This is a genomic window from Octadecabacter dasysiphoniae (assembly GCF_021532615.1).
Lineage (GTDB): Bacteria > Pseudomonadota > Alphaproteobacteria > Rhodobacterales > Rhodobacteraceae > Octadecabacter > Octadecabacter dasysiphoniae.
Genome location: NZ_JAKGAQ010000004.1, coordinates 222,834 through 248,310 on the forward strand (window position 1 = coordinate 222,834; position 25,477 = coordinate 248,310).

The following is a 25,477-nucleotide window of genomic DNA, read 5'->3' on the forward strand; positions in this document are numbered from 1 at the left end:
TTTAACGCCCCAGATAAACGTCAACGACGTCTTTATTTTTCGTCACGTGATCAAGGCTGCCCTCGGCCAGAACCGACCCTTGATGCAGCACGGTCACCTTGCAATTCAGGCGGCGCACAAATTCCATATCGTGTTCCACGACCACGACAGCACGGGTTTTGGCGGCACGCACAAGAATATCCGTCGTCTGTTCCCGTTCCGCAGGTGACATGCCCGCGGCGGGTTCATCCACCAGCAACAAACGCGGGTCTTGCGCCAGCAACATCCCGATTTCCAACCATTGTTTTTGCCCATGGCTCAGCGCGCCTGACGTCTGGTCCAGCGCACCCGTCAGCCCGATATCATCACTGATCGCACGCACACGGTCCTCGGCGTCATTGCCACCGCGTTTGAACAAAACATCGAACGGGCGGCGCGGGTTTTTCAGGGCCATGACGATGTTTTCGCGCACAGTTTGCGCCTCGAACACGGTGGGTTTCTGGAACTTGCGGCCAATCCCGGCCTGCGCAATCTGGCTTTCGTTCATCCCCAACAACGACACAGATTTTTCGCCCCAGATCACACGCCCTTCGTCGGGTTTGGTTTTGCCCGTCACGATATCCATAAACGTGGTTTTGCCTGCGCCATTGGGGCCAATCACGGCGCGCATTTCCGGCTCTGCGATCTGGATCGACAGATTGTTGATCGCCTTGAATCCGTCAAAATTGACGGACACACCCGACACTTCAAGAAGCGTGCTCATGCGGTGTCCCCTTTTCGTTTCGCGATCAGGTCGAACACTCCGCCGATGCCCTTCGGAAAGAACAGCGTGACCACCACGAACGTCAGCCCCAGCAGCACGAGCCACCAATCCGTCCATTGCACCACATAAAATCCAAGGTTGATGTCAGGGGCCGCACCGCCTGTGAACCACGACGACATCAACGACACGACAGCGGCCCCGATCACCGCACCATAAAGCCGGCCCCGCCCGCCAATCGCCACCCAAACCGCCAGATAAATCGATGCGATGGGGGCAATTTCGGCGGGGTTGATGATGCCCGCCTGCGGATAATACAGCGCACCCGCGATCCCCGCGACCATGGCCGTGACAGTGAACACAAACAACTTGTAGCTTTCGACATGATAGCCAAGAAACCGCACCCGCGCTTCGTTGTCGCGAATGGCACGGATCACAGACCCGAGCTTGCCCGACACGATCCACGCAAACAAAACATACCCCGCCCCAAGGGCGAACGCGGACCCCCAGAAAAACCACAGTGACAGCGTGGCCTGTGACACGGCCTCAAGGCCCGGCACATTCTGCAACCCCGACAACCCGTTGTTGCCGCGCAGTCCGGTGTCGTTCTGAAAGAAATACAGAGATAGCGCCAATGTCATCGCCTGTGTCAGGATCGACAGATAAACCCCCGTGACGCGGCTGCGAAACGCCAGCCAGCCAAACACAAGCGCCAGCAAACCGGGCACCAGAACCACCGCCAAAAGCTGCAAAGTCAGGGAATGGGACAGCGCCCAGATCATCGGAAAATCCGAACTGCCCACCACCCCGAAAATCTGGCTGCCAATGGCGGTCGTCACCTCATCCGGTGTGGGCGGCAACGTCGCGTTTTGCAGCGATGCGACCACGATGTCTTCGGTGCGCGCATACATCAACCACATGCCAATCGCGTAGCCACCGATGCCGAAAAAGGCAAAATGCCCAAGGCTCAGGATACCGCAATACCCCCAGACCACATCCATCGCGATGGCCACCAGACACAGGCACAACGTCTTGCCCAACGTCTTGAGAAACGAGGTCGAGATGATGTCAGCGCCCAAAGCCTCAGAACACAGCGTCACCACAACAGTGAACACCGACAGCCCCAACAGGAACCACAACACCGACGGATTTTTGCCAATAAACGTGTTTTGCATGGCTTAATCCCCCGCCGCGCGACCCTTAAGGGCGACAATGCCCTTGGGTCTGAACTGGATGAACAGAATGACAAACAGGATCATGTAGGTTTGCGCGGCCAGCGTGTTTGACGGGTTCAACCACTCGATCCCCTTTTGGCCAAAGCCGATCATCGCAGCCCCCGCCAACGTGCCCCAGACATTGCCGACCCCGCCCACAACGACCGTCATGAAACTTTGCACGATGTAATCGGACCCCATTTCAGACGTGACCTTGGCATAAAGCCCAATGGCCACGCCCGCGATCCCCGCAATCCCGGACCCAAGCCCGAAGGTCATCATGTTGATGCGGTCGGGATTGATCCCCATGCTTGATGCCATGCCGGGGTTTTGCGTCACCGCGCGCACCTCAAGCCCCAGCCGCGTGCGTTTGAGGATATACAGGATCAAGCCCAGAAAAATCAGCGCCAGCACAAAGATCGCGATGCGGATATAGCTGATCTGGATCACATCATTCAAAACCCACGCCCCCGCCAGCCAATCGGGCGACGTAAGGGGCCGTGCCTGCGTGCCAAAGATGTTCTTGGCCAGTTGCTGCAACGCGATCGAAATGCCGAACGTCGCCAGCAGGGTTTCAAGGGGGCGGTGATACAAATGGCGGATCACGAGGCGTTCCATCGCCACCCCGGCCGCAAACGTCACCGCAAATGCCAGCGGCAATGCGACGATAATCGACACGGTGTAATTTGGGATGAACTGCTGCACCACAAAGCCCGTATAGGCGCCCATCATGATGAATTCGCCGTGGGCCATATTGATGACGCCCATCACCCCGAACGTGATCGCCAGCCCAATCGCGGCCAAGAAAAAGATCGACGCAAGCGACAGTGCGTCCAACGTCAGATCGACAGCCTGTGCCGTGGACACGCGGGTTTCAACCGACCGCAGTGCGATACTGGCCGCAGCCGTAATTTCGACGTCATCCTCATCGTAAAGGTCATAAAATACATGGGCCGACAGCGCTGCATCGCGCACGGGTGCCGTGATCAATAAAGGCGCCAATCCTGCATCCGACAACGCGGCGTAGGCGGCCTCTCGTTTGGCGGGATCATTCATTTCGGCCACCGCAAACCCCGCGATTGTGTCTGCGTCAATGTTGGCCTCCAACGTCGTGCGTATATCGGATGGCGTTTGACGCGGCGGGGCCAGATCAGCCTCGACCAACAGCCCATAGGATGCCTCGGGGTCCAGCATCGGATCATGGATCATTGCGATATTGCCGTCCGGCGCGCGCTCTGCCACGCCGCTTGATGTCGATAGAATTTGGTTCAACACCGCGCGTGCCTCAACGGATGTATCTGCCGAAAGGGACGTGATCGCCGCGATGCGATCCGCTGGGCTGTCGGCAAATCGCGCCGACATGAAATTCGCCAATTGCACCTTGCGCGCCTTCAGGGCTGCGTCTGTTTCCCCGTCAATGGATGCCAAAAGCGGCGCAAGTTGCCCGGCCTCTGGTCGGCGCGCGATGGATGCAACTGCGGTTTCGCGGCGGGTCAAATCGGGATCAAGAAGTTGAAATTGCACCAATGCGGTGCCAATCACACGGCGCACGCCACCATTGGGGCGAAGCTGCGTGAACCCCGCGGCGGGGGCCATGCTTTGTGCGCCCGTATCGATGTCTGTCAGGGTCAATTCATCGCCGTCTTCAACCGCAATGTAGAACACCCCGTCGTCGCGCTGCCAGATGTTGCGCTCCACCCATTGTTCAAGGAAATCGGTGACTTGCGGCACGCCTGACGCCACCAGATCATCCAGGGCCACGCTGACGGAATTGCGCGACGGGCTGGCGATTTCATCTGTGTGGGTTTGCAAAATCGGCTGGAGCGTTTGGGCCGACACCGCCAGCACAGAGCCCATCAAAATCATCAAGGCAAGAAAAGCGTGGCGCATGGTATTCTTTCGGTACTAGGTCGTAAAACAGGCGCACGAAGGGTCAGCCCCGTGCGCCTGAACTTTGATTTAGTAGTTGGATGTCAACTGGACGCAGGTCTCGGTCTCGGTGTTGAACATACCGCACCCAAGGTCCTTCCAATCAGACGTCAGCACAGCGGATTCCGGCAAGAAATCCGTCCACGCATCGCCCGGAACCTCGGACGTCTGGGAAATAATGTCGAACTGACCATCCGCGGTGATTTCACCAATCAAGACCGGCTTAGCGAGGTGGTGGTTGGGCAACATCACGGCCGTGCCACCAGTCAGGTTCGGGAATTCCTGCCCGTACATCGCGGCGCGCACTGCATCAACATCCGTTGTGCCAGCCGCTTCGACTGCGTTGATCCACATGTTGAAGCCGATGTAATGGGCCTCCATTGGGTCGTTCGTCACACGGTCTTCACCGGCAAATGCTTGCCAGCTTTCGATAAAGGCGGCATTGGCATCGCCGTCCGCAGACATAAAGTAGTTCCACGCCGCGAGGTGACCGACCAGATCGGATGTATCAAGACCCGACAGTTCTTCTTCACCGACGGAAAACGCAACGACAGGGATGTCATCGGCTGAAATACCCGCCGCGGCCAGTTCTTTGTAGAACCCGATGTTGGCGTCGCCGTTGATCGTGGAAATCACGCCAACCTGCTTGCCGTCTTCACCCAAGGCCACAACATCCGCCACAATCGTCGCCCAGTCAGACTGACCAAACGGCGTGTAGTTCACAAAGATGTCCTCGGACGCGATGCCGTTATCTTGCAGATATTGCTCAAGAATATTGTTGGTGGTTCTGGGATAGACATAATCTGTGCCAAGCAGAGCAAATTTCTCGACGCCCAGTTCCTCCAGGAAATAGTCAACGGCTGGAATGGCTTGTTGGTTGGGGGCGGCACCTGTGTAGAACACATTGCGCGACGATTCTTCGCCCTCGTATTGAACAGGATAGAACAGCAGGCCGTTCAGTTCTTCGATGACAGGCAAAACCGATTTGCGCGACACGGACGTCCAGTTGCCGAAAATCACGTCAACTTCGTTCACCGTCAGCAATTCGCGTGCCTTTTCCGCAAACAACGGCCAGTCGGACGCGGGGTCAACAACGACCGCTTCAATCTGACAGCCCAAAACACCACCCGCCGCGTTTTGCTGTTCGATCAGCATCAACATGGTGTCTTTCAACGTGGTTTCGGAAATCGCCATGGTGCCGGACAAGGAATGCAAAACACCCACTTGGATCGGTTCAGCGCATTCAGCAAAGGCGGACGTGGCGCCAACAGACAGCGCAAGCGCGGACATAGACGTGAGCAGAGTGGTACGTAAAGTCAAAGGATTAACCCCCAAAAGTGCGGCTGCGGATCCGTCATCCACGCTTTTAAACGCCACACCTGAGTGCTATTCGGATTACGCAGCTTCAACGTTGCAGCCATGCGGGGGTCGTTATCTGCCAGGATTGCACCCTCGCGTGGCATTATGAGTGTCCCGATGCGGGACGGGCTGACCATGCGTTCGATCTTTTGGGGCTTAAAGTTTCAGACCTGAACTTATCCGGCGTGGCCCTCAATTCTTCTGAAATTTCGCCACATTTGGAGGCAGTTGCCTAAAAATGTCGCTACAGGCGCACGTGCATTATGCGGGCCACACGACAGATGGCCCGCTTTGGGTGCGAAAAGCATACATAAACCACATAGCAGGCCAATCTGCGCGCTGGCACATCGCCATAAACCGAAACCCGCTTTGGGCTTAACTCCGCCCATCGATGTTTGCGTTACGTTACGTTGTCGTGTCTTTGACTTGCCTGAACACCGCTGACGTTTAGGTAAAGCGGTGTTTAAACCATTTATGTGTTCTCATGGCTGTCACATTCGATCCATACGCGCCGTCTCTGGTTCATCCCGCCCCGCTGTCAAAACCGATGGCGGCGCTGCATCGGCTTGCGTTTTATCCCGTGCTTGTCACGCAAGGCCCTTTCATCAAATTTCGCACCGAACGGCTGCAAGAACCCAAAGGCGCGCGGCAAGGTGTCATAGGGCAGGGGCCGGATTTGCGTGTGCTGATCGTGGGCGACAGTTCGGCGGCGGGCGTGGGCGTGGCGACACAATCACAGGCCTTGTCCGGGCGTTTGGCCTACGGTCTGGCACCCTATGCGCGGCTGGATTGGGAAATGGTGGCGCGCTGTGGTGATACGACCCCCATGGCGCTTAAACGTGTGAAGGCCGCCCAACCACGGCGTGCGGATGTGGCCGTCGTGGCGCTGGGCGTGAATGACATCATGCGCGGCACACGGCTGGCCCGCTGGCTGGAACAAACCGAACACCTGCTGGATCATTTGACCCGCACCATTGGCGTCGGGCATGTGTATCTGTCGGGGCTGCCCGCAGTGTCACAATTTCCGCGCCTGCCCAACCCCCTCCGCTGGAGCATGGGCCATCAGGCCGAACGTTTTGATCGCGGCCTGCGCGCCTTGGTCAGCACGCGCGACGACACAACCCTGATCCCCGCTGATATGGCGCTCACGGCGGACAACATGGCGCGGGACGGCTTTCATCCCGGCCCCAAAGTCTACGCCTTCTGGGCAGACCTGATCGTTGCACAAATTCGCGAGGACCGCGGGTTGTGACCTTGTGATAGTGCCCCCTTCGGCCTAGCTGTTTGCGAACATCAACGAAGGACACAATCATGAGCAACACCGCAACTTTGGGCCTCTATGGTCTGGGCACCATGGGCAGCGCGCTGGCGCTCAACATCCTCGACAACGGCTTTGCGCTGCATGTGTCCAACAGATCCGCCGACGCGGTGCGTGATTTCGTGTCAGAGGCCAAAGGCGAAGATCTGGCCGCTGATCTGCACGGCGCCGACAGCCTTGAAGCAATGGTTGACGCCATGGCGACCCCGCGCGCGATCATCATGATGGTCCCATCCGGCAAACCCGTCGATGCGACCATCGACACGTTGATCCCGCTGCTGTCGGAAGGTGACACAATCATCGACGCGGGTAATTCCGATTTTCGCGACACGATTGCGCGCACCAAAGACGTTGAAGCCAAGGGTCTGACCTATATCGGCATGGGCGTGTCTGGCGGCGAAGAAGGCGCGCGGCGCGGCCCGTCGATCATGGTCGGTGGCACGCCCGCCGCATGGGATGCAGTGCGCCCCGTCATCGAAGCGATTGCCGCGAAGTTCGGGGATGAGCCCTGCGCCGATCACCTCGGCCCCGATGGTGCGGGCCATTTCGTCAAGACCGTGCACAACGGCATCGAATACGCGGATATGGAACTGATCGCCGAAACCTACGGGCTGATGCGCCACGGGCGCGGGCAATCCCCGGCCGAGGTCGGCGCGGTGTTTGAGGGCTGGAACACAGGGAAGCTCGACAGTTACCTCGTTGAAATCACCGCCGCCGTCCTTCAGGCGACGGACAGCGAAACAGGCAAGCCCGCTGTGGATGTGATCCTTGATGCGGCGGGCCAAAAGGGCACGGGCCGCTGGACTGCGATCGAGGCCATCCGCATGGGCCAATCCGCCAACGTCATTGAGGCGGCCGTCGCCGCGCGCGCCTGGTCGGCCGAGGGCGAAGAACGCGACATCGGCGCGGAGCTGTTTGGCGGGGAACGCGGCGCGATTGATCTGCCTGACGCCGATCTGGAAGCCGCGCTTTTGGCGGGGCGCATCGTGTCTTATGCGCAAGGGTTCCGTATTCTGGCCGCCGCAAGTACAGAATTTGACTGGTCGATTGACTACGCCCGCACCGCCGAAGTCTGGCGCGCGGGGTGCATCATCCGCTCGGCACTGCTGGATGATATCGCCACCGCCTTTCGCGCCGATTTGCCCAAGGGTGAGCTGATCTTTGCGCCGACGTTTGTGACCCTGTTGCGCGACGGCCTGCCAAGCCTGCGCCGCGTCGTGGCCGCCGCATCGAGCGCGGGCCACCCGATCCCCGCATTGGCCAGCGCGCTGGCATTCTTGGACACCATGCGCGTGGCGCGCGGCACAACGGACCTGATCCAAGCGCAGCGCGATTTTTTCGGGCGGCATGGATTTGTGCGACTGGATGGACGCCGCGACCAACACGGCCCGTGGTGGGAATGATTAGGGTCTGAATGATCTGGCGATCAGCGCCTGCGGGGCGCTTGAAAGGGGGGGGGGGGGCGCTGCCCCTCGGCCTGTGGCCTCACCCCGGGATATTTGGCAACCAAAGAAGGTGGTAGAGTGCGGATTATTTGCGGGGTTTGGCGCGAACCGTTGGATCGGCTTGTGTCGGGTCTTCGGGCCACGGGTGTTTGGGGTAGCGCCCGCGCATGTCTTTGCGCACATCGCTATAGGACGATGTCCAGAACCCCGGCACGTCCATTGTTGTCTGGATCGGTTTTTGACCCGGTGACAGGAACGTCACGCGCAGAGGGCGGCCCGCCACAATCGGGTGGCGTGTTGTGCCGAACATTTCTTGCAGGCGCAGGGTGATTTCGGGGGCATCCCCGCTGTAATCAATCGGTTTTTGATGCCCCAAGGGGGTGGTGAAATGGCTTGGCGCTTGCGTGTCGACCGTTTGCATCTGTGACCAATCAAGCAGACCGCGCAAGGCGGGCAGGGCATCAAACCCCTTCCACTGTGACGCTGTTTGGACCGCCCCCAGATGGGGCAGCAACCATGTGTGCAGGGTTTCCATCAAGGCTGCGTCAGTCAGGTCCGGCAAATCGGGGACCACGGCGCGCACAAGGGCGACACGGGCGCGAAACCGTTCGGCTGCGGCGCTGAATTTGAAGCCAAGGTCGCGGACACCGTCCAGCATCGCCGTTGCGATATCTATTTGCGGCGCGTCCGCCCAGCGCGCGTCTGATAGCACAATCGCGCCCAGTTTTTCTTGTTGGCGCGCCATGACGCGGCCATCGCGTTTGGACCAAAGGCACAGGTTCACCCTGTCGATCTGATCGGCGGCAACTGCGCGAATATCGGTTTCAGAGATTGCCAGTGCGCCGCGAATTTTTGCTTCTCTCGGGTTGCCGTCCGTGTCTGTGACGACCAGATAGGGCTGCCCTGCCAGCGGGTCTGCCGCGTCCATCACCGCCCCTTTTCCACCCGATAAAACGAAGCGTGGGGCATCGCCGGCGCGGCGCTGCGCAATGCGGTCGGGATAGGCCAAGGCGGCGTGGATTTCGGGGGCTTGCGAGGCGGTGTCCGGTGCCATTTTCGCCAGTCGTTTGGCCTCAGCCCGCACCCGCGCCAACGCCCCTTTGTCGACCTCGTGTGCGGTGCGCGCGCCGTCCAGCGCCTTGAGGCGCAGCCCCACATCAGCAGGTGCGCCACGCAGGATGTCGCGTTCAGACAGCAGTGCGGCCAGCCCCGCCGCCTTCTTGCCGCCGCGCATCAGCATATGCGCCAATCGCGGGTGCAAGGGCAGTTTCGCCAGCGCCCGCCCGTGGGGCGTGATCCGCCCGCCATCCAGCGCGCCAAGCGCGCCAAGCAATGCGCGGGCCTCACCCAAGGTGCCGTCGGGCGGGGGCGTCAGGAATGGCAAACCATCACTGCCCCACAGCGCCAGTTCCAATGCCAACCCCGTCAGATCGGCGGCCTCGATTTCGGCGGGGGGGAAGGCGGGCAATGCGCCGTCCTCGCCGCGGCTCCAGAGTTTATAGGCCACCCCTTCGGCGACGCGGCCCGCACGGCCCGCGCGCTGGGTTGCCTCGGCGCGGGTCACGCGTTCGGTGATCAGCCGAGACATGCCTGACCCTGGATCAAACCGGGCACGGCGCGCACGCCCCCCATCCACCACAACGCGCACGTCTTCAATCGTCAGGGACGTTTCTGCGATAGATGTGGCAAGCACGATTTTGCGGCCCCGATCTACGGGCGCAATCGCCGCGCGCTGGTCTTTGAAGGGCAGGGCGCCAAACAACGGGCGCACGCAACAATCGGCGGGCAACTGGCCGTCAAGCCGCGCCTGAACGCGCCTGATTTCACCTTCACCGGGCAGGAACACCAACACGCCCCCCGTGGTTTCGCCCGCCGCCCGCACGATCAAATCCGCGACCGCTGCATCGAACCGCACGTCTTTGCGCAACGGGCGGTCCAGCCATTTGGGATCAACCGGAAAGGCGCGGCCCTGCGATGTGATCACCGGCGCGCCCACCAGTTCCGCCACCGGCCCCGCATCCAAGGTTGCCGACATCACCAACAGCACCAGATCGGGGCGCAGTGCGTCGCGGATTTCCAGCGTCAGCGCCAACCCCAAATCCGCATTCAGCGACCGTTCGTGAAATTCGTCAAAGATCACAGCGCCGATGCCTGACAGTTCGGGATCACTCTGGATCATGCGGGTCAGGATGCCTTCGGTCACAACCTCAATGCGCGTGGCACCTGACACCGTCGTCTCACCGCGCATCCGGTACCCGACGGTCTGGCCCACGTCTTCGCCCAATTGCTGCGCCAGCCGTTCCGCCGCCCCGCGCACAGCCAACCGGCGCGGTTCCAGCATGATGATGCGCCCCTGAATGGTGCCCGCGCGCAACAGCGCCAAAGGCACCCGCGTCGTTTTGCCTGCACCGGGTGGGGCCTGCAAAACCGCACAACCACGCGCCGCCACCGCCCCGATCAGGTCATCAAGCACATCATCAATCGGCAAAACATCCTGCATGGCTCCTTCTTCCGATCAAAACGGCGCGAAGGCAACCGTGCGTCTGGACGCGTCGCCTTGACCCGCGCATAAAGCCCCCATGGATATCAAGACCACCGCAGATAAAATCCAAAACGGGGATCGCCGTGCCTTGGCCCGCGCGATCACGCTGGTCGAAAGCACGCGCGCGCAAGATCGCGCAGCTGCGGCGGCGTTGCTGGCCGAGCTTGGCACGCACCGTCAGGCCCTGCGGATCGGGCTGTCCGGCACGCCGGGTGTCGGCAAATCCACATTCATCGAACGTTTCGGCATGATGCTGACGGCGCAAGGATTGCGCGTCGCGGTGCTGGCGGTTGACCCAAGTTCAACCCGATCCGGCGGGTCGATCCTCGGGGATAAAACGCGCATGGATTTGCTGTCGCGCGACCCAAATGCCTTCATCCGGCCCTCACCGTCCCAAACCCAGCTTGGCGGCGTGGCCCGCCGCACGAGAGAGGCGATCGCGCTGTGCGAAGCCGCCGGATTTGACATCGTGCTGGTGGAAACCGTCGGCGTCGGCCAATCGGAAACCGCCGTGGCCGAAATGTCTGATCTGTTCTTGTTGCTGCTGGCCCCGGCGGGCGGGGATGAATTGCAGGGGGTCAAACGCGGGATCATGGAAACCTGCGATATGATCCTTGTAAACAAGGCCGATGGCGATCTGAAACCACAGGCCATGCGCACCTGTGCGGATTACGCCAGCGCGTTGCACCTGATGCGAAAACGCCCCCAAGACCCGCCCGATTTCCCCAAAGCGGTGGCGGTGTCTGCTCTCGAAGATCACGGAATTGCAGCCGCTTGGGATGAAATGCAGGCGCTGGCGACGTGGCGCAAAGACAGCGGCATCTGGGACGCACGGCGCACCGAACAGGCCCGGTTTTGGTTCCACGAAGAAGTCCGCGCTGGGCTTTTGGCGCAGCTCACATCGGACAGCGCCGTGCAGGCGCAGCTCAACGCGTTGGAAAACGACGTGGCCCTTGGAAAAACCCGCCCCGGACAGGCCGCAGAAACCTTGATCACGCAGTTTTTCCCACGCAACAGGTAAATCCGTGCCAAACGTCGCTCCAAACGGGGGTTATGGGTTGACGGGGCCAAGGAATCCTCCTAATTCCGCCCAAATGAATTCAGGCTCTGTCGCGTACGGGGCCGTTGCCGTTAGAAAAAAGGGACCGCGTGCGCAGCACTGCTGGCCCTGATGAGAGGATAAGCCATGTCGCGCCGTTGCGAATTGACCGGAAAAGGCCCCATGACGGGCAACAACGTAAGCCACGCCAAAAACCGCACACGTCGTCGGTTCTTGCCGAACTTGCAGGATGTATCCTTGCTGTCCGACGTTCTGGGCCGCTCGTTCAAATTCCGCATCTCCAACGCTGCCCTGCGCACCGTTGATCACCGCGGTGGTCTGGACGCATTCATGGCGAAAGCCAAAGATGCCGAACTTTCCGCTGATGCGCTGAAGGTCAAGAAAGACATCAACAAGGCGATGGCCGAAGCATAAGCCGCCCTTGCGCTAGATTTCAAAAGGCCCGGACGGTAGCGTCCGGGCCTTTTGCATTTGATGCGACGATTGCACCCTTTTCGCCCTGTCGCGCCGCTGATACTGCTAACCCATGACCCGAATGTTCACCCTCGCGTTGGCCCTGTTGATCGCTGTGACCTCACAGCAGATGGCTACCGCGCGCGCCATGATGGTAGATGCCTCCGGTCAGGTCGTGCTGTGCACGGGCGACGGCACCATCACTGTCACCTTGGACGCGATGGGCAATCTGGTCGAAGGATCAGACGAAACAGCACATTTCTGCCCTGACTGCGCGTTGACCTTCGCGGATGTTCCGCGCGCGGTTGGCCTTGCTGATGGTGCTGTTGTCCACATTCAAACGCTGCTGCAACTCCCTGTGGCGGCGTTGGAAACCCCGGTTATCCCCACCCCCGTCCATGCCCGTGGCCCGCCTGAATTTGCCTGAAGTCCAACTTTCACTTTTGCAACATTCAGACAAACCACGAAGGAGAGGCTTATGTCCCTCAAATCCACTCTCATGGGTGCGTTCACCGCACTCGTCCTCGCCACACCCGCCTTGGCCGACATTGAAATCCACGATCAATATGCACGGTCCTCAAACGCGATGGCGGGTGCCGCATTCATGGTGATCCACAACCACGGCGACACCGATGACCACCTGATCAGCGTCACATCAGATGCGGCCGCGCGGGTTGAATTGCACACCCACATCGAAGACGCGGACGGCGTCATGCGCATGACCCACGTCGAAGAAGGTTTCGATCTGCCTGCGGGCGGTGAAATCGCCATGAAACGCGGCGCAGAACACGTGATGTTCATGGGGCTGACCGACACGTTCGAACAAGACGAGGTTATTACAATCACCCTCGTCTTCGAAAACGCGGGCGAAGTCGTCGTTGAAATCCCCGTCGATCAAAACCGGATGGATATGGATCACGGCGATACGGATCACGGCGACATGGACCATGGGTCAGACGGCTAACCAACGCCGCCAATGCGATTGAACGACATCATGGCGCGGCCTGTCCGCGCCATGTGCCACGCTAGGGGGGCAGTATGGCTTGGCCTAGGTCAGAACCTCGCCCACCCAGTCCGGCACAACCTGCGTGGCGGGACCAAAGCGCGCGTCGGCGAAATCAGATGCGCGTTCGCTCGCCGCGAGGTTCAGCTCCAGCGTGTCCGCGCCCGCCTGTTTGGCAACCCGCACAAATCCCGCCGCCGGATAGACCACGCCGCTTGTGCCAATGGCCACAAACAAATCTGCCCGGGCCAAGGCCGCGCCGATCCGGTCCATGTGATAGGGCACTTCGCCAAACCACACGACATCAGGGCGCGCCTGCCCACCGCAATTACATTGATCATCAGCACGCATGACCTCGGGCGCGGGCCAGCGTGCATCACAGGCCGCACACAGCGCCACCAGATGCGTGCCATGCATATGGATCACATCGCGCGATCCCGCCCGTTCGTGCAAATCATCGACGTTCTGGGTGATCAGCGTCACATCCGCGCGCGGATCCTGTTGCAGCGCCGCCAGCGCCACATGGGCCGCGTTGGGCTGACAGGCCCGCACCTTTGCGCGCCGCATATTGTAAAACGCATGGACGGCGGCAGGGTCATCCGCAAAGCCCTCGGGCGTGGCGAGTTTCATCAGGTCCGCGTTTTCCCACAAACCGCCCTTGTCGCGAAACGTGCCCATGCCGCTTTCGGCGGAAATGCCCGCGCCCGTCAGGACGACAATGCGCTTAGCCACACTGATTGCGCGCAGACCTCACGAAGGCCTGATAGCGGCGCCAGAAATTGTCATTGGCCGTGGTGTCGCTGATGCGAATTGAATGGGCAAATTCAGGATCAGCAAAGAACCGGGCGACACGGCTGCGGTCGGTGCTGCTCAACTCTGCGTTGGCGACCCGCTGCACACATCCGCACAATGATGTGGATGCCGCGGATCGATCGGCCGCCAGACAGGCCCGGCTGATCGGCCCCGTGGCCCCGGCCGTTGATCCGGAACTCAAACGGTCACGTCCGCCCGAACAGGCGGTTAACACAACCAATGTCGATAAAATCAATAGGGTCTTCATCTCGCCTCGCTCACTGGACCTGCCTGATTGGCGCGGGGTTGTCCCCTTGGTGTCCTGACTGCTCTGCCCCAGTATGCCGCACTATCGCCCCCCGCGAAAGCCCCAACGCGATCACGTTTCCGGCCCCAATCCCCGCACAACGCACAGAAAATAAGTAAAGGTCTTACCGCATCCGGCCAACCCATCGCAAAGCCGGCAGGCCACCCCCACTGCAAACTTTGCCAAGACAGTGTTTCGCACCACCTCCTCGGTTCGGGCGCGGCGTCTAATGCTCCGATGATGAGCTTCTAAAACCCCAATAGTTTCATGAGAATTGGCCATACTTTTTGCAAAACTGGTATTGCTTGATCAAAAACGACAATTGTCGCAGCGGCACCCGGGGTCCCAGCCGCGACTTTCTTGGCAATAAGCCACATTTTGGCAGTTCTGCTGCTGCTTCTGATAATGGCGTCTGTAGTAAGCTCGACGTCACCAGACATCGGCACAGCATCTCCGTCTGTCAGCTCTTTCAAGTCATCGATTACATCATCGGCTAATGTAACCTCAGAGATCGCTCTGATTGTCTCAAACGACTCCGCAATTGAGGCCTTTTCTTCAGTGGATGCTTCTCGGATAGCTTGAAGTCCGCGTTGTGCCCTTGCCTCGGCGATGTTTGGGTGCAACGCACGAATATCCAACGCACCTGTTACGCAGGTGTCGTGCAGCCCTTCAAGTTCGGGTGCATCAGGTAGGTCGCCCTTGTCAATTTGACCGCGAAGGTTCTTGCTAACTTTGACCAAGTCCATCTCAACCCGTTCCGGGTTTTTGGCGTGGATTTCAATTGTTCTGCGTAAAACCCGGACAACATAGGTATTTTCGCTTAAGTAATTGCCTCGCACGGCTTCATTGAGGTCGTCTTCGACAGCTGTCAGTGTGAGTGAGATAGAGTTTTGATTGGCAGCGGGAGGAATCTTTCGCGCAATGTGACCTTGCTCAACATTGTAGTAAAGCTCTTCAATTAAGCCCGTTTCGTCTATGATCAGAGCTGCTGATAAGGTCTCAATTCGCTCAGCAACAGCCGCAATCCCGTCATCCAAATTTCATCAGGAATCTTGGAAATCTGTTCGGCTAACTCCAAACTAGGTTGTTCTCCCGAAAAGAGTTTTCCAAAGAAAACAGACCAGTAATGCCAATTTTCATCAGCCTCTAAGAAGGCTAGACAACGGTCCACTGCTCCTTCGTCAGTCTTTGGCAGTGGCGCTTTCCACAATTCTGAAATGCTATCTGCTACTAACTTTTCGGATGAATCTTTCCGTTTGCTTAGCTGATCAAGTAACCGCGCCTGAACATCATCAGCCGACGCCTCTGGATCTTTCTCTGATATTGCCTCTGCAAAAACACGAGCAACGTCCTCCTTAGTGGACGCATTGGTAAATGCCTCCAAAAATCCACTTTCGTCAACTTTGAACACTGAGGAAAAGGCGTGTGAAATTGAAGCGACCATGGCTCCAGATTTTGCATCGTTGAATTGTTCAAAATACTCTGACCATTGTTCTGCAAAGGACTTAAATGTCGGAAAGCTTTCGTTAGTGTTACTGCCCGAAATTGCATCCTCTGCAAAACAAAGAAAATAGCGGCACAAAACAAATATTCTAAGCGCATGGCGGAATTCGGAAAGGAGGTACGAACGTTGCGTCTCTGACTCAAGAAGCTCGCCTGATAACAGTGCAATGTGGGGTAGTTTTCTTGCGATTGTTTCGCGAAAAATTCTAATATTTTCCTCTGCTTGCGTGCGAAATTCTGCAGAGGAGACTGATACCTTGCCCTTTGATCCACTAGTCATGCTTGACCCCCCGACGTTTCACACTCATATCCTCACCATGACAGCCCTTTCACATATCCGCAATTTCTCCATCGTCGCGCACATCGACCATGGCAAATCCACCCTCGCTGATCGCTTGATCCAGTCCACGAACACCGTGGCGGAACGCGATATGAAGGCGCAGATGCTCGATTCCATGGACATCGAGCGTGAACGCGGGATCACCATCAAGGCCAACACGGTCCGCATCGATTACACCGCCGAAAACGGTGAATCCTATGTGTTGAACCTGATCGACACCCCCGGCCACGTCGATTTCGCCTATGAAGTCTCCCGCTCCATGCGCGCCGTCGAAGGTTCTCTTTTGGTCGTGGACTCCACCCAAGGGGTTGAGGCGCAGACGCTGGCCAACGTCTACCACGCCATCGACGCGGATCATGAAATTGTCCCCGTTTTCAACAAGATAGACCTGCCCGCCTCCGACATCAGCCGCGTCGCTGAACAGGTCGAAGACGTCATCGGCATCGATGCATCCGGCGCTATCGCTGTGTCCGCCAAAACCGGCGAAGGCATCATGGAAACGCTCGAGGCTATCGTCCAACACTTGCCAGCGCCCAAAGGCGACGCCGACGCCCCCCTCAAGGCGATGCTGGTCGATTCATGGTATGACAGCTACCTCGGCGTGATCGTTCTGGTGCGCATCATCGACGGAAAACTGCGCAAGGGCGAGAAGATCAAATTCATCTCCAACGGCACGATCCATCACGTCGACCGCATTGGTGTGTTCCGCCCGCAAATGGAAAACGTCGACGAACTCGGCCCCGGCGAAATCGGCTTTCTCACCGCGTCGATCAAACAGGTCCGCGACACCCGCGTCGGTGATACGATCACCCACCAGCGCGAAGAGGTCACGCCGCTGCCCGGTTTCAAACCGGCGCAACCCGTTGTTTTCTGTGGCTTGTTCCCCGTCGATTCCGCCCTGTTCGAAGACCTGCGCGAAGCGATCGACAAACTCGCCCTCAACGACGCGTCGTTCTCGTTTGAAATGGAATCCTCTGCCGCGCTCGGCTTTGGCTTTCGTTGCGGCTTCCTCGGTCTGCTCCACCTCGAAGTGATCCGCGACCGGATTGAACGCGAATATGACATCGACCTGATCACCACCGCGCCGTCGGTCATTTACCACGTCCACCTCAAGGACGACACGCAGTTTGATCTGCACAACCCCGCCGACATGCCCGACATGACGCTGGTCGACCACATCCAAGAACCGCGCATCAAGGCGACGATCCTCGTGCCCGACGAATACCTGGGCGAGGTTCTGAAACTCTGCCAGGATCGCCGCGGCATCCAAGAAGACCTGACCTATGCAGGTTCGCGCGCGATGGCCGTCTATGACCTGCCGCTGAACGAAGTGGTGTTCGACTTCTACGACCGCCTGAAATCCGTGACCAAAGGCTACGCGTCCTTCGACTACTCCCTCATGGGCTACCGCGAGGACAATCTGGTCAAGATGTCCGTGTTGGTAAACGACGAACCCGTCGACGCGCTGTCGATGATGGTCCACCGCGACCGCGCCGAAACCCGTGGCCGCGCGATGGTTGAAAAGCTCAAAGACCTGATCCCCCGTCACATGTTCAAAATCCCGATCCAAGCGGCAATCGGCGGCAAAGTCATCGCCCGCGAAACATTGTCCGCGATGCGCAAAGACGTCACTGCGAAGTGTTATGGCGGCGACGCGTCAAGAAAACGTAAACTGCTGGATAAGCAGAAAGCGGGTAAGAAAAAGATGCGCCAGTTTGGTAAGGTTGATATTCCGCAGGAAGCCTTCATCAGCGCTCTCAAAATGGATTCTTAATCCATTTTGACGCGTGATGAAGGCGGTGGGCGAAAGCTATTGGCCGCAGGACAATCGCGTGCCCACACGGGGTTTGGGCTCGACACTGCAATGCTCTTGATCCACTTTGATAAGTGATGGGAACTCATTTTACTTTATTCATTGATGAAAGCGGCGATCAGGATTTGGACAAATTCCGAACTGACGAACGCTCCCACGGTTCCGACCCTTTTCTTGTATTTGGTGCGGCCTTGGTTCCAACGGAATTGCTTCCCGCGATACGGTCTGAACTTGATAGCCTTGCCGAAAAGCTGAAGTGTGACCCATTACACTGTAAAGAAATGAGTCACTTGAAGACTGCATACTTTGCTCGCCAAGCCTCCCAATTGCGAATCCAATTGTTCGGCGTTGTGTCAAAAAAAGCGACAGTTGGCGATTACAAATCCGACATTGAGGGAAGAAAGCAAGCCGAAGACTATTACAATAAATGCGCTTCATACTTACTCGAGCGGGTCGGTGATTTCATGAAAGAGCACGAATATGGTCCGGACCAACTTTCAGTAATATTTGAAGAAAAGAAGCATGATTATCAAAGGCTGCGTAATTTTATCCACACTATAAGAAAGCGTCCTATTGATGAGAGGGCAAATAGCATGGCTAAAATTGACCCGCTTGCTATTCGAGCGGTGAAGAAAGGAGATGATCAAGCCCTTGCGCTTGCAGATTTGACTGCATTTAGTCTTTATCAAAGTGTAAACGAGAGCCATTCGAATTTTGGCCACCCTGAGTTTCGCTATATGCGTGAGCTTAGGTCGAAATTTTGGAAGTGTAGTAAGACGGGCAAGATAGCTAATTTCGGTCTTAAATATATTTCTGGTCCGATCAAAATGGCTCTAAAAGGCGACACACTCGATTTCGCGTTAAAAATGTATGAAAAGAAAAAATAACTAATCTGTTCTCTACCCACGGGTTTGGCAGCGCCCGGTCCCGGCGCTTCGCGCGTTCACCCCTGAATTGATCCACTGGATCAATTCCAAGACGGGTCTCACCCTCCCCCATGGGGAGGGCGCTTCGCACCATCCTCTCGGCTCGGGCGCGATAGTGTCGGTCAGGGTGCATCCAGATCACCCCGCCCAGCGCGATCCTTACGGCTCACAAGCTCGGTCCTGACAGGTTTCTGCGACGGAACCCCAACCCCCGCCCGTATCACCCTCACAACCACCAAACATGAGGGTCACACCATGTATTATCTCCCCCACATCTTCCTCGCCAGCGCGGGCTTCGTTTCATTGACGGTTTTTCTAACGTCTGGAGTGGTTTAGCCGGATTGGCCCATCAGGCCCAGACAATCGCCCATACCAGAACCATACCGAACCCATACCAGACCCATATCGTGATTTTAGGCTAGAAATGCCCGCAACGCCGCCTCGAATTCGCGGGGTTTTTGGGCGTGCAGCCAGTGCCCCGCACCGGGTATTTTGGCAAAGCGCGCCGACGGAAACAGCGCCTTGATCCCGTCGCGGTGATCGCGCTGAACGTAGTCGCTGTCAGCCCCGGACAGGAAAAGCGTCGGGCCGCCGAACGATCCGGCCACTGGCGGAAAACCGATGATCTTTGGCATGTCCGCGTGCAGCACATCGAGGTTCAATTTCCATTTCTTTTCCCGCACATCCAGCGATTGGAGCAAGAAATCCCGCACCTCGGGATCAAGGGATTTGCCTGCATCCGATCGCCTTTCAACGGCTGCCAAATCCACCGCGCGCATCGCATCAATATGCTGGGTTTGCGTGTGCGAATAGGTGACGGGCGCGATGTCAGCGACCACTAATTTTTCAACCAATTCAGGGTGTTGCAGGGCCATGACCATCGCGGCCTTTCCGCCCATTGAATGGCCCACGACATAAGAAGGGCCATCCAGAAGCTGCGCTAGATCGTCGGCCAAATCAAAATAGCTGTGCGTGTCAAACCAGGGGCTGTCGCCGTGGTTTCGCATGTCCGGCGCGATGACGTAAAATCGATCAGACAGCCGTTTTGCGATCACGCCCCAATTGCGCGCGGACCCGAACAATCCATGCGCGATCAGAAGCGTCGGATTGGATTTATCACCATGAGTGAGGACATTCAGCATCGCTTTGATCTAGACCGACACGGGCCGAATTGAAAGAGGCGGGCGGGTTGGTTAATCACGTCGCATGACTGGGGGTCAGGTTGATAAGTATACGGATGAGGTAAAGCACCTTATCGAACAGCGTTTGCGCATTAAGGGCGCGACGCTGGAAAAAGCGTTGTCGCGCTCGGGGCGTCTTTTGCCGAAGTGGGCACAGCGCGAAGGGCGCTATTTGGCACAGGCCGGACAGTTCATGGGGCATCCGAAATTGCGCCTGATGATCGACGAGGCGAAAGTCGAAAAAGCCCATAAAAACTTGGTCGAACACCTCAGTGCGATCGACCCGAGCGACAGACGCAAGACTCGGGTTCTTGGCACGTTGGGCGTTGTCAGTTTCAACCTTATTATTGTCGCGGTGGTCTTGGTCAGTTTCCTGATGTGGCGCGGTTACCTTTGATGTCCAGCGGTGCGCGGATGACAAGCGTGACTGTTACAAAAGCGACGTAAATCAGCAAATACCAGCTGCCCATTTTCTGCAGCGACGTCCAATCGAACGGGGGCGATCCGGCGTAGGTCCATGTGCCCGTTAGCGTGCCGATGTTTTCGGCGAGCCACAGGGAAAAGCTGACGATCAGTGCGGCGAGGGGCAGGGGAAATCCATACCGCCGCCCAACCGTGAACCGCACCATCGTGCGCCCGAACAACAGCACGGTGGCGGCGAACAGACCCAACCGGATGTCTGGCACAAAATGGTGGGCAAAGAAGTTCACGTAGATGGCAATTGCCAGAACAACTGTCGTCCAGAACGGCGGGTAGGGGGTGAACCGAATGTCGAAAATGCGGATCACGCGCGCGATGTAGCTGCCCACAGACGCATACATAAACCCGCTGAACAGCGGCACGCCCATGATGACCAATACGGACGCTTCGGGGTATTCCCATGATCCGGCGCTGACCTTGAAAAACTCCATGCTGGTTCCGGTGATGTGAAACAGGGCGATGACCTTGGCCTCAGCCCAAGTTTCCAGCTTAAACAACAGCATAGCGGCCTGCATGAGAACGGCGAAGATCACCAATGCGTCATATCTGGCCAAGGCCCAACTGTCGCTCCAGATTGCATTTGTGATAATCACCGCCAGCAACAAAGAGATCGCGAACAGGCAGGCCCACGCCTGTTTGGCGATGAAAATAACCAGTTCCGCCAGCCATGCCGGAAGGGTCTTGCGCAGCCATCCAGCGCGGTTTTGTTCTAGGGCGAGGGCATCAGTCATGCCCCCAAATGCAACAAAGCCGCCATGGTTGTCCACGGCGGCTTTGTGCAAATTCTGATAAGTGGCTTACAGGTTTGGATACATCGGGAAGGTATCGCACAGGGCTTCGACTTCGGCTTTCACCTTGGCCTCGACCTCTGCGTTGCCGTCGGCACCGTTGGCGGCCAGACCATCGACGACCTCGACGATCCAATCCGCAACCATGCGGAATTCGGCCTCGGTAAACCCGCGCGTTGTACCCGCGGGGGAGCCAAGACGCACACCGGATGTGACCATCGGCTTTTCGGGATCAAACGGAATGCCGTTCTTGTTGCAGGTGATGTGGGCGCGTTCCAGTGCGCGCTCGGTCTCGTTGCCCTTCACGCCTTTGGGGCGCAGATCAACCAGCATCACATGGCTGTCTGTGCCGCCCGTGACGATATCAAGACCACCCTTCATCAACTGATCGGCAAGCGCTTGGGCGTTCTTCACGACCTGTTCTTGGTAGGCTTTGAATTCGGGGCGCAGCGCTTCGCCAAAGGCGACGGCCTTACCGGCGATGACGTGCATCAACGGACCGCCCTGAATGCCGGGGAAGATCGCTGAGTTGAACTTCTTGGCCAAGGCTTCGTCGTTCGTCAGGATCATGCCGCCGCGTGGGCCGCGCAGGGTTTTGTGCGTCGTCGTTGTCGCGACGTGGGCATGGGGGAATGGCGACGGATAGATGCCAGCCGCAACCAGACCCGCAAAGTGGGCCATATCAACCAGCAGATAGGCACCCACAGAATCCGCAATTTCGCGCATGCGTTTGAAATCAATGATCCGCGGGATGGCGGAGCCGCCTGCGATGATCAGCTTGGGCTGATGTTCAGTGGCCAGTTCCTGCACCTGATCGTAATCCAACAGGCTGTCCTGTTTACGCACGCCGTATTGAATGGCGTTGTAGATTTTGCCGGATTGGTTCGGTTTTGCACCGTGGGTCAGGTGCCCGCCTGCGTCCAGCGACATGCCCAGAATGGTATCACCCGGCTTGATCAGCGCCTGAAACACACCTTGGTTCGCCTGAGAACCCGAGTTTGGCTGCACGTTTACAAATCCACAATCAAACAGCTGCTTGGCGCGATCAATGGCAAGGTTTTCTGCAACATCAACGTGTTGGCACCCACCGTAGTAGCGGCGGCCGGGGTATCCTTCGGCGTATTTGTTCGTCATCACGCTGCCTTGGGCTTCCATGACGGCGGCGGATACGATGTTTTCAGACGCGATCAGCTCGATCTCTTTGCGCTGACGGCCAAGTTCCGCACCGATGGCGGCTGCGATCTCAGGATCACGGGTCGACAGGCTTTCAGTGAAAAAACCGTCGTCTTTGATACGTGCATTCATGGCAGGGATTCCCTTTTGAAGCCTTTGGTTGCGCCATGACATAGGGCGAAGTTTCCTATCGGAAAACCCATAAAACGACGTGTTTGATGGCGTGTGCGCCTGTTAGCGCTGACGATGCGCGTCTTGCGTTTCCGAAAGGCGCGGGCGACAAGGTTTGGGAAACATTGAAGGATTGGCCAATGGCTGCCCAAAAAAAGCTCGCGTTTGTGGCAAGTGATGCGCCAATTGCCAAGGCGGCACAGCTTGCGCTGACGTCCCAATACGGCGGCGTCGACATTGAAGATGCAGACATCATCATCGCGCTGGGTGGGGATGGTTTCATGCTGCAAACCCTGCACAACACCCAACATCTGCCCGCGCCCGTTTACGGGATGAACCGCGGCACTGTCGGGTTCTTGATGAACAGTTTTTCAGATCAAGGGCTGCGAAAACGTCTTGAACAGGCCGAAGAAGAGGTCATAAATCCGCTGCACATGCATGCCGTTTGCGTGGATGGAACAGACCATAAGGCATTGGCGATCAACGAAGTTTCCCTGCTGCGCGCAGGCCCGCAGGCCGCAAAATTGCGCATTCATGTGGATGGCAGATTGCGGATGGATGAACTGGTGTGCGACGGCGCACTGCTGGCCACGCCTGCGGGATCAACGGCCTATAATTACTCTGCGCACGGGCCAATTGTACCCGTTGGATCAGACGTGCTGGCGCTGACGGCCGTGGCGGCGTTTCGCCCGCGACGCTGGCGCGGCGCATTGCTGCCCAAATCGGCGCGCGTGACGTTTGAAGTGACAAACGCGGCCAAACGCCCCGTGAACGCGGATGCAGACGGGGTGTCTGTGAAAGACGTCGCACGCGTCGAAGTCTGGTCCGCGCCAGAGATCGAACACCGTATCTTGTTCGACCCCGGCCACGGATTAGAAGAACGCCTGATCCAGGAACAATTCGCCTAAGATTTGGCGTAACCCAACGGTTTCAACGCCTCGCGGATTTCATCGAGGATCGCAGGGTCGTCAATTGTCGCGGGCATCTTGAACTCAGCGCTATCCGCGATCTTGACCATCGTGGCGCGCAAGATCTTACCGGATCGCGTTTTGGGCAGGCGGTCCACCACAGCGCACAGTTTGAACGCCGCAACAGGGCCGATTTTGTCGCGCACCAGTTTGATGCAGTCTTTGACGATATCCTCATGGGTCGTGGTGGCACCTTTGTTGAGGCAGACGAACCCCATGGGCAACTGGCCCTTCAACGCATCCGTGACACCGATCACCGCGCATTCGGCGACGTCGGGATGCGCGGCAAGGACTTCTTCCATACCGCCCGTCGACAGACGGTGCCCGGCCACGTTGATCACATCATCCGTGCGCGCCATGATATAAAGATATCCGTCTTCATCGATCATGCCCGCATCGCCGGTTTCGTAATAACCGGGGAAAGTGTTGAGGTAGCTGGATAGGAACCTTTCTGGCGCATTCCAAAGCGTGGGGAACGTGCCGGGGGGCAGGGGCAGCTTGATCACAATCGCGCCTAGTTCGCCTGACGGCAGTTCGTTCCCGTCATCATCGAGAATTTTCATACCGAACCCCGGCAGCGGCACTGACGGGCTGCCCAGTTTCACATCAAGAAGTTCGATGCCAACGGGATTACACACCCCCGGGTAGCCAAGTTCGGTTTGCCACCAATGGTCAATAACCGGCTTTTGCAACTGGTCTTGCGCCCAGATGATTGTGTCGGGGTCCGCGCGTTCGCCCGCAAGGAACACCTGATCAAGACAGCTGAGGTCGTATTTCTTCACGAACTCCCCTGTCGGGTCTTCGCGTTTCACGGCGCGAAAGGCGGTGGGGGCGGTGAAAAAGGATTTGACGTTGTGGTCCTGGATGACCCGCCAGAACGTGCCCGCATCCGGTGTGCCGATGGGCTTGCCTTCAAACACGATCGTCGTGTTGCCGTGGATCAGCGGCCCGTAACAGATATAGCTGTGCCCGACGACCCAACCGACATCGGATGCAGCCCACCACACATCACCGGGATCGACATTGTAGATGTTTTTCATAGTCCAATTGAGGGCCACAAGGTGGCCCGCAGTGGGGCGTACAACGCCCTTTGGGGCGCCCGTGGTGCCGGAGGTGTACAAAATATAAACGGGGTGCGTGCCTTCGACGGGCACACAATCAGCCGGGGCAACGCCCTGCTGGAATTCGTACCAGTCAACATCACGGTCCGTCATCGTGGCGCGGTCTTGGTCGCGTTGCAGGATCACCGTGAAATCGGGTTTATGGGTCGCCAGTTCAATCGCGCCGTCCAGCAGTGGTTTGTAGGACACGACGCGGTTTGGTTCCAACCCGCAGGACGCCGCGATGATGGCTTTGGGGGTGGCATCATCGATCCGCACTGCCAGTTCATTGGCCGCAAACCCACCGAACACGACCGAATGGATCGCGCCAATCCGCGAACAGGCCAACATGGCGTCCAGCGCTTCGGCGACCATCGGCATGTAGATGATAACCCGGTCCCCTTTGCCCACACCCTTTGCCTGCAATGCCCCGGCAAGCGACGCCACGCGGGTCTGCAATTCGCGGTAGGTGATTTTGCTGATCGTGTTCGTGATCGGGCTGTCGTGGATAATGGCCACCTGATCACCGCGCCCTGCTTCGACGTGGCGGTCCACGGCATTGTAGCAGGTGTTCACACGGGCATCGCGGAACCATTCATAAATCGGGGCATTGTCGTCAAACAGGGCTTTGCTTGGCGGCGTGTCCCAATCAATCGCTTCTGCGGCTTTCATCCAGAATGCCTCCGGGTCGTCCTGCCAGCTTTTGTATACGTCGCGATATGCCATGTTGTGGTCCCCCTCTTGGTCATAGGGATAGGCCGTGGTTGGCCACTGGGGCAAGCCTGTTTGCGCCCACAATTGTCAGAGTTTGCAGATGATCGCAGATCAAAATTGCAAATCTTTGCAAACCACCCACAGGGCGCCATCATTGCG

23 protein-coding genes are annotated in these 25,477 nt (G+C 58.0%); 10 read left to right on the forward strand and 13 right to left on the reverse strand.

Annotated elements, in window-relative coordinates:
• Position 1: 1 nt before the first annotated feature.
• The 4 genes from urtD to urtA form a co-directional block, all read right to left on the reverse strand.
• A complete protein-coding gene (urtD, locus tag L0664_RS15505; RefSeq protein ID WP_235226805.1) occupies positions 2–742 on the reverse strand; it encodes an urea ABC transporter ATP-binding protein UrtD in 741 nt (246 codons plus the stop codon).
• The gene (gene urtC, locus L0664_RS15510; protein ID WP_235226806.1) at positions 739–1,914 is read right to left on the reverse strand and encodes an urea ABC transporter permease subunit UrtC; all 1,176 of its coding nucleotides are present in this window, start codon (positions 1,912–1,914) and stop codon (positions 739–741) included. Before urtC ends, urtD begins: the two co-directional genes overlap by 4 nt.
• A gap of 3 nt (positions 1,915–1,917) precedes the next feature.
• Positions 1,918–3,843 (reverse strand): urea ABC transporter permease subunit UrtB, encoded by a 1,926-nt coding sequence (gene urtB / locus L0664_RS15515; protein ID WP_235226807.1) that lies wholly within the window; start codon positions 3,841–3,843, stop codon positions 1,918–1,920.
• A gap of 69 nt (positions 3,844–3,912) precedes the next feature.
• Positions 3,913–5,172: an urea ABC transporter substrate-binding protein gene (gene urtA / locus L0664_RS15520; RefSeq protein WP_235226959.1), complete on the reverse strand. Its 1,260-nt coding sequence runs from the start codon at positions 5,170–5,172 to the stop codon at positions 3,913–3,915.
• Positions 5,173–5,725: 553 nt separating this feature from the next.
• Here urtA and L0664_RS15525 point away from each other — a divergent pair.
• Together L0664_RS15525 and gndA are read left to right on the forward strand one after the other, a co-directional pair.
• The gene (locus L0664_RS15525) at positions 5,726–6,493 is read left to right on the forward strand and encodes an SGNH/GDSL hydrolase family protein (RefSeq protein WP_235226808.1); all 768 of its coding nucleotides are present in this window, start codon (positions 5,726–5,728) and stop codon (positions 6,491–6,493) included.
• A gap of 59 nt (positions 6,494–6,552) precedes the next feature.
• Positions 6,553–7,962, forward strand: a complete 1,410-nt coding sequence (gene gndA, locus L0664_RS15530; protein ID WP_235226809.1) for an NADP-dependent phosphogluconate dehydrogenase — start codon at positions 6,553–6,555, stop codon at positions 7,960–7,962.
• A gap of 127 nt (positions 7,963–8,089) precedes the next feature.
• Here gndA and hrpB read toward each other — a convergent pair whose 3' ends face one another.
• Complete coding sequence (gene hrpB, locus L0664_RS15535) at positions 8,090–10,504, reverse strand: ATP-dependent helicase HrpB (protein ID WP_235226810.1); 2,415 nt, start codon at positions 10,502–10,504, stop codon at positions 8,090–8,092.
• Between the two features lie 79 nt (positions 10,505–10,583).
• Here hrpB and meaB point away from each other — a divergent pair, with 79 nt between their 5' ends.
• The 4 genes from meaB (at position 10,584) to L0664_RS15555 (ending at position 13,023) form a co-directional block, all read left to right on the forward strand.
• Positions 10,584–11,567, forward strand: coding sequence for a methylmalonyl Co-A mutase-associated GTPase MeaB (gene meaB, locus L0664_RS15540; protein WP_235226811.1), 984 nt, complete (start codon positions 10,584–10,586; stop codon positions 11,565–11,567).
• 165 nt (positions 11,568–11,732) lie between these two features.
• Entirely contained in the window at positions 11,733–12,020 is a 288-nt protein-coding gene (gene rpmB, locus L0664_RS15545) for a 50S ribosomal protein L28 (protein WP_235226812.1), read from the forward strand.
• 112 nt (positions 12,021–12,132) lie between these two features.
• Positions 12,133–12,486, forward strand: a complete 354-nt coding sequence (locus L0664_RS15550; protein WP_235226813.1) for a hypothetical protein — start codon at positions 12,133–12,135, stop codon at positions 12,484–12,486.
• Positions 12,487–12,537: 51 nt separating this feature from the next.
• On the forward strand, positions 12,538–13,023 hold the full coding sequence (locus L0664_RS15555) for a copper chaperone PCu(A)C (RefSeq protein WP_235226814.1): 486 nt from the start codon (positions 12,538–12,540) through the stop codon (positions 13,021–13,023).
• An 84-nt stretch (positions 13,024–13,107) separates the two neighbouring features.
• On the opposite strand, the gene L0664_RS15560 is transcribed toward L0664_RS15555, so the two are convergent.
• The 4 genes from L0664_RS15560 to L0664_RS15575 all read right to left on the reverse strand — a co-directional run bounded on the left by L0664_RS15560 (position 13,108) and on the right by L0664_RS15575 (position 15,944).
• The gene (locus tag L0664_RS15560; RefSeq protein WP_336247112.1) at positions 13,108–13,794 is read right to left on the reverse strand and encodes an NAD-dependent deacylase; all 687 of its coding nucleotides are present in this window, start codon (positions 13,792–13,794) and stop codon (positions 13,108–13,110) included.
• On the reverse strand, positions 13,787–14,122 hold the full coding sequence (locus L0664_RS15565; RefSeq protein ID WP_235226815.1) for an arginine transporter: 336 nt from the start codon (positions 14,120–14,122) through the stop codon (positions 13,787–13,789). The genes L0664_RS15560 and L0664_RS15565 overlap by 8 nt, the downstream gene beginning before the upstream one ends.
• Positions 14,123–14,409: 287 nt before the next feature.
• Positions 14,410–15,198, reverse strand: coding sequence for a hypothetical protein (locus L0664_RS15570; RefSeq protein WP_235226816.1), 789 nt, complete (start codon positions 15,196–15,198; stop codon positions 14,410–14,412).
• Complete coding sequence (locus tag L0664_RS15575) at positions 15,141–15,944, reverse strand: hypothetical protein (RefSeq protein ID WP_235226817.1); 804 nt, start codon at positions 15,942–15,944, stop codon at positions 15,141–15,143. Before L0664_RS15575 ends, L0664_RS15570 begins: the two co-directional genes overlap by 58 nt.
• A 37-nt stretch (positions 15,945–15,981) precedes the next feature.
• On the opposite strand from L0664_RS15575, the gene lepA reads away from it, so the two are divergent.
• Positions 15,982–17,778 carry a translation elongation factor 4 gene (gene lepA / locus L0664_RS15580; RefSeq protein ID WP_235226818.1) on the forward strand — a complete coding sequence of 599 codons (1,797 nt, stop codon included), beginning with the start codon at positions 15,982–15,984 and terminating at the stop codon, positions 17,776–17,778.
• A gap of 116 nt (positions 17,779–17,894) precedes the next feature.
• Positions 17,895–18,704 carry a DUF3800 domain-containing protein gene (locus L0664_RS15585; protein WP_235226819.1) on the forward strand — a complete coding sequence of 270 codons (810 nt, stop codon included), beginning with the start codon at positions 17,895–17,897 and terminating at the stop codon, positions 18,702–18,704.
• Positions 18,705–19,156: 452 nt separating this feature from the next.
• Here L0664_RS15585 and L0664_RS15590 read toward each other — a convergent pair whose 3' ends face one another.
• Positions 19,157–19,885, reverse strand: a complete 729-nt coding sequence (locus tag L0664_RS15590; protein ID WP_235226820.1) for an alpha/beta fold hydrolase — start codon at positions 19,883–19,885, stop codon at positions 19,157–19,159.
• Between the two features lie 64 nt (positions 19,886–19,949).
• Between L0664_RS15590 and L0664_RS15595 the strand changes: the two genes are divergently transcribed.
• A complete protein-coding gene (locus L0664_RS15595; RefSeq protein WP_235226821.1) occupies positions 19,950–20,321 on the forward strand; it encodes a hypothetical protein in 372 nt (123 codons plus the stop codon).
• Here L0664_RS15595 and L0664_RS15600 read toward each other — a convergent pair.
• Both L0664_RS15600 and glyA read right to left on the reverse strand, forming a co-directional pair.
• A complete protein-coding gene (locus L0664_RS15600; RefSeq protein WP_235226822.1) occupies positions 20,290–21,135 on the reverse strand; it encodes a DUF817 domain-containing protein in 846 nt (281 codons plus the stop codon). The genes L0664_RS15595 and L0664_RS15600 overlap by 32 nt on opposite strands.
• Positions 21,136–21,201: 66 nt before the next feature.
• Positions 21,202–22,497 carry a serine hydroxymethyltransferase gene (glyA, locus tag L0664_RS15605; protein WP_235226823.1) on the reverse strand — a complete coding sequence of 432 codons (1,296 nt, stop codon included), beginning with the start codon at positions 22,495–22,497 and terminating at the stop codon, positions 21,202–21,204.
• Between the two features lie 179 nt (positions 22,498–22,676).
• On the opposite strand from glyA, the gene L0664_RS15610 reads away from it, so the two are divergent.
• The gene (locus L0664_RS15610; protein WP_235226824.1) at positions 22,677–23,444 is read left to right on the forward strand and encodes an NAD kinase; all 768 of its coding nucleotides are present in this window, start codon (positions 22,677–22,679) and stop codon (positions 23,442–23,444) included.
• Here L0664_RS15610 and L0664_RS15615 read toward each other — a convergent pair.
• Complete coding sequence (locus tag L0664_RS15615; RefSeq protein ID WP_235226825.1) at positions 23,441–25,330, reverse strand: propionyl-CoA synthetase; 1,890 nt, start codon at positions 25,328–25,330, stop codon at positions 23,441–23,443. The genes L0664_RS15610 and L0664_RS15615 overlap by 4 nt on opposite strands.
• Between the last annotated feature and the right edge of the window lie 147 nt (positions 25,331–25,477).

Bases quoted from the DNA above. Each gene is read 5' to 3' on its own strand.
- urtD (WP_235226805.1), bottom strand. From the start codon at position 742: ATGAGCACGCTTCTTGAAGTGTCGGGTGTGTCCGTCAATTTTGACGGA.
- urtC (WP_235226806.1), bottom strand. From the start codon at position 1,914: ATGCAAAACACGTTTATTGGCAAAAATCCGTCGGTGTTGTGGTTCCTG.
- urtB (WP_235226807.1), bottom strand. From the start codon at position 3,843: ATGCGCCACGCTTTTCTTGCCTTGATGATTTTGATGGGCTCTGTGCTG.
- urtA (WP_235226959.1), bottom strand. From the start codon at position 5,172: ATGTCCGCGCTTGCGCTGTCTGTTGGCGCCACGTCCGCCTTTGCTGAA.
- L0664_RS15525 (WP_235226808.1), top strand. From the start codon at position 5,726: ATGGCTGTCACATTCGATCCATACGCGCCGTCTCTGGTTCATCCCGCC.
- gndA (WP_235226809.1), top strand. From the start codon at position 6,553: ATGAGCAACACCGCAACTTTGGGCCTCTATGGTCTGGGCACCATGGGC.
- hrpB (WP_235226810.1), bottom strand. From the start codon at position 10,504: ATGCAGGATGTTTTGCCGATTGATGATGTGCTTGATGACCTGATCGGG.
- meaB (WP_235226811.1), top strand. From the start codon at position 10,584: ATGGATATCAAGACCACCGCAGATAAAATCCAAAACGGGGATCGCCGT.
- rpmB (WP_235226812.1), top strand. From the start codon at position 11,733: ATGTCGCGCCGTTGCGAATTGACCGGAAAAGGCCCCATGACGGGCAAC.
- L0664_RS15550 (WP_235226813.1), top strand. From the start codon at position 12,133: ATGACCCGAATGTTCACCCTCGCGTTGGCCCTGTTGATCGCTGTGACC.
- L0664_RS15555 (WP_235226814.1), top strand. From the start codon at position 12,538: ATGTCCCTCAAATCCACTCTCATGGGTGCGTTCACCGCACTCGTCCTC.
- L0664_RS15565 (WP_235226815.1), bottom strand. From the start codon at position 14,122: ATGAAGACCCTATTGATTTTATCGACATTGGTTGTGTTAACCGCCTGT.
- L0664_RS15575 (WP_235226817.1), bottom strand. From the start codon at position 15,944: ATGACTAGTGGATCAAAGGGCAAGGTATCAGTCTCCTCTGCAGAATTT.
- lepA (WP_235226818.1), top strand. From the start codon at position 15,982: ATGACAGCCCTTTCACATATCCGCAATTTCTCCATCGTCGCGCACATC.
- L0664_RS15585 (WP_235226819.1), top strand. From the start codon at position 17,895: ATGGGAACTCATTTTACTTTATTCATTGATGAAAGCGGCGATCAGGAT.
- L0664_RS15590 (WP_235226820.1), bottom strand. From the start codon at position 19,885: ATGCTGAATGTCCTCACTCATGGTGATAAATCCAATCCGACGCTTCTG.
- L0664_RS15595 (WP_235226821.1), top strand. From the start codon at position 19,950: ATGACTGGGGGTCAGGTTGATAAGTATACGGATGAGGTAAAGCACCTT.
- L0664_RS15600 (WP_235226822.1), bottom strand. From the start codon at position 21,135: ATGACTGATGCCCTCGCCCTAGAACAAAACCGCGCTGGATGGCTGCGC.
- glyA (WP_235226823.1), bottom strand. From the start codon at position 22,497: ATGAATGCACGTATCAAAGACGACGGTTTTTTCACTGAAAGCCTGTCG.
- L0664_RS15610 (WP_235226824.1), top strand. From the start codon at position 22,677: ATGGCTGCCCAAAAAAAGCTCGCGTTTGTGGCAAGTGATGCGCCAATT.
- L0664_RS15615 (WP_235226825.1), bottom strand. From the start codon at position 25,330: ATGGCATATCGCGACGTATACAAAAGCTGGCAGGACGACCCGGAGGCA.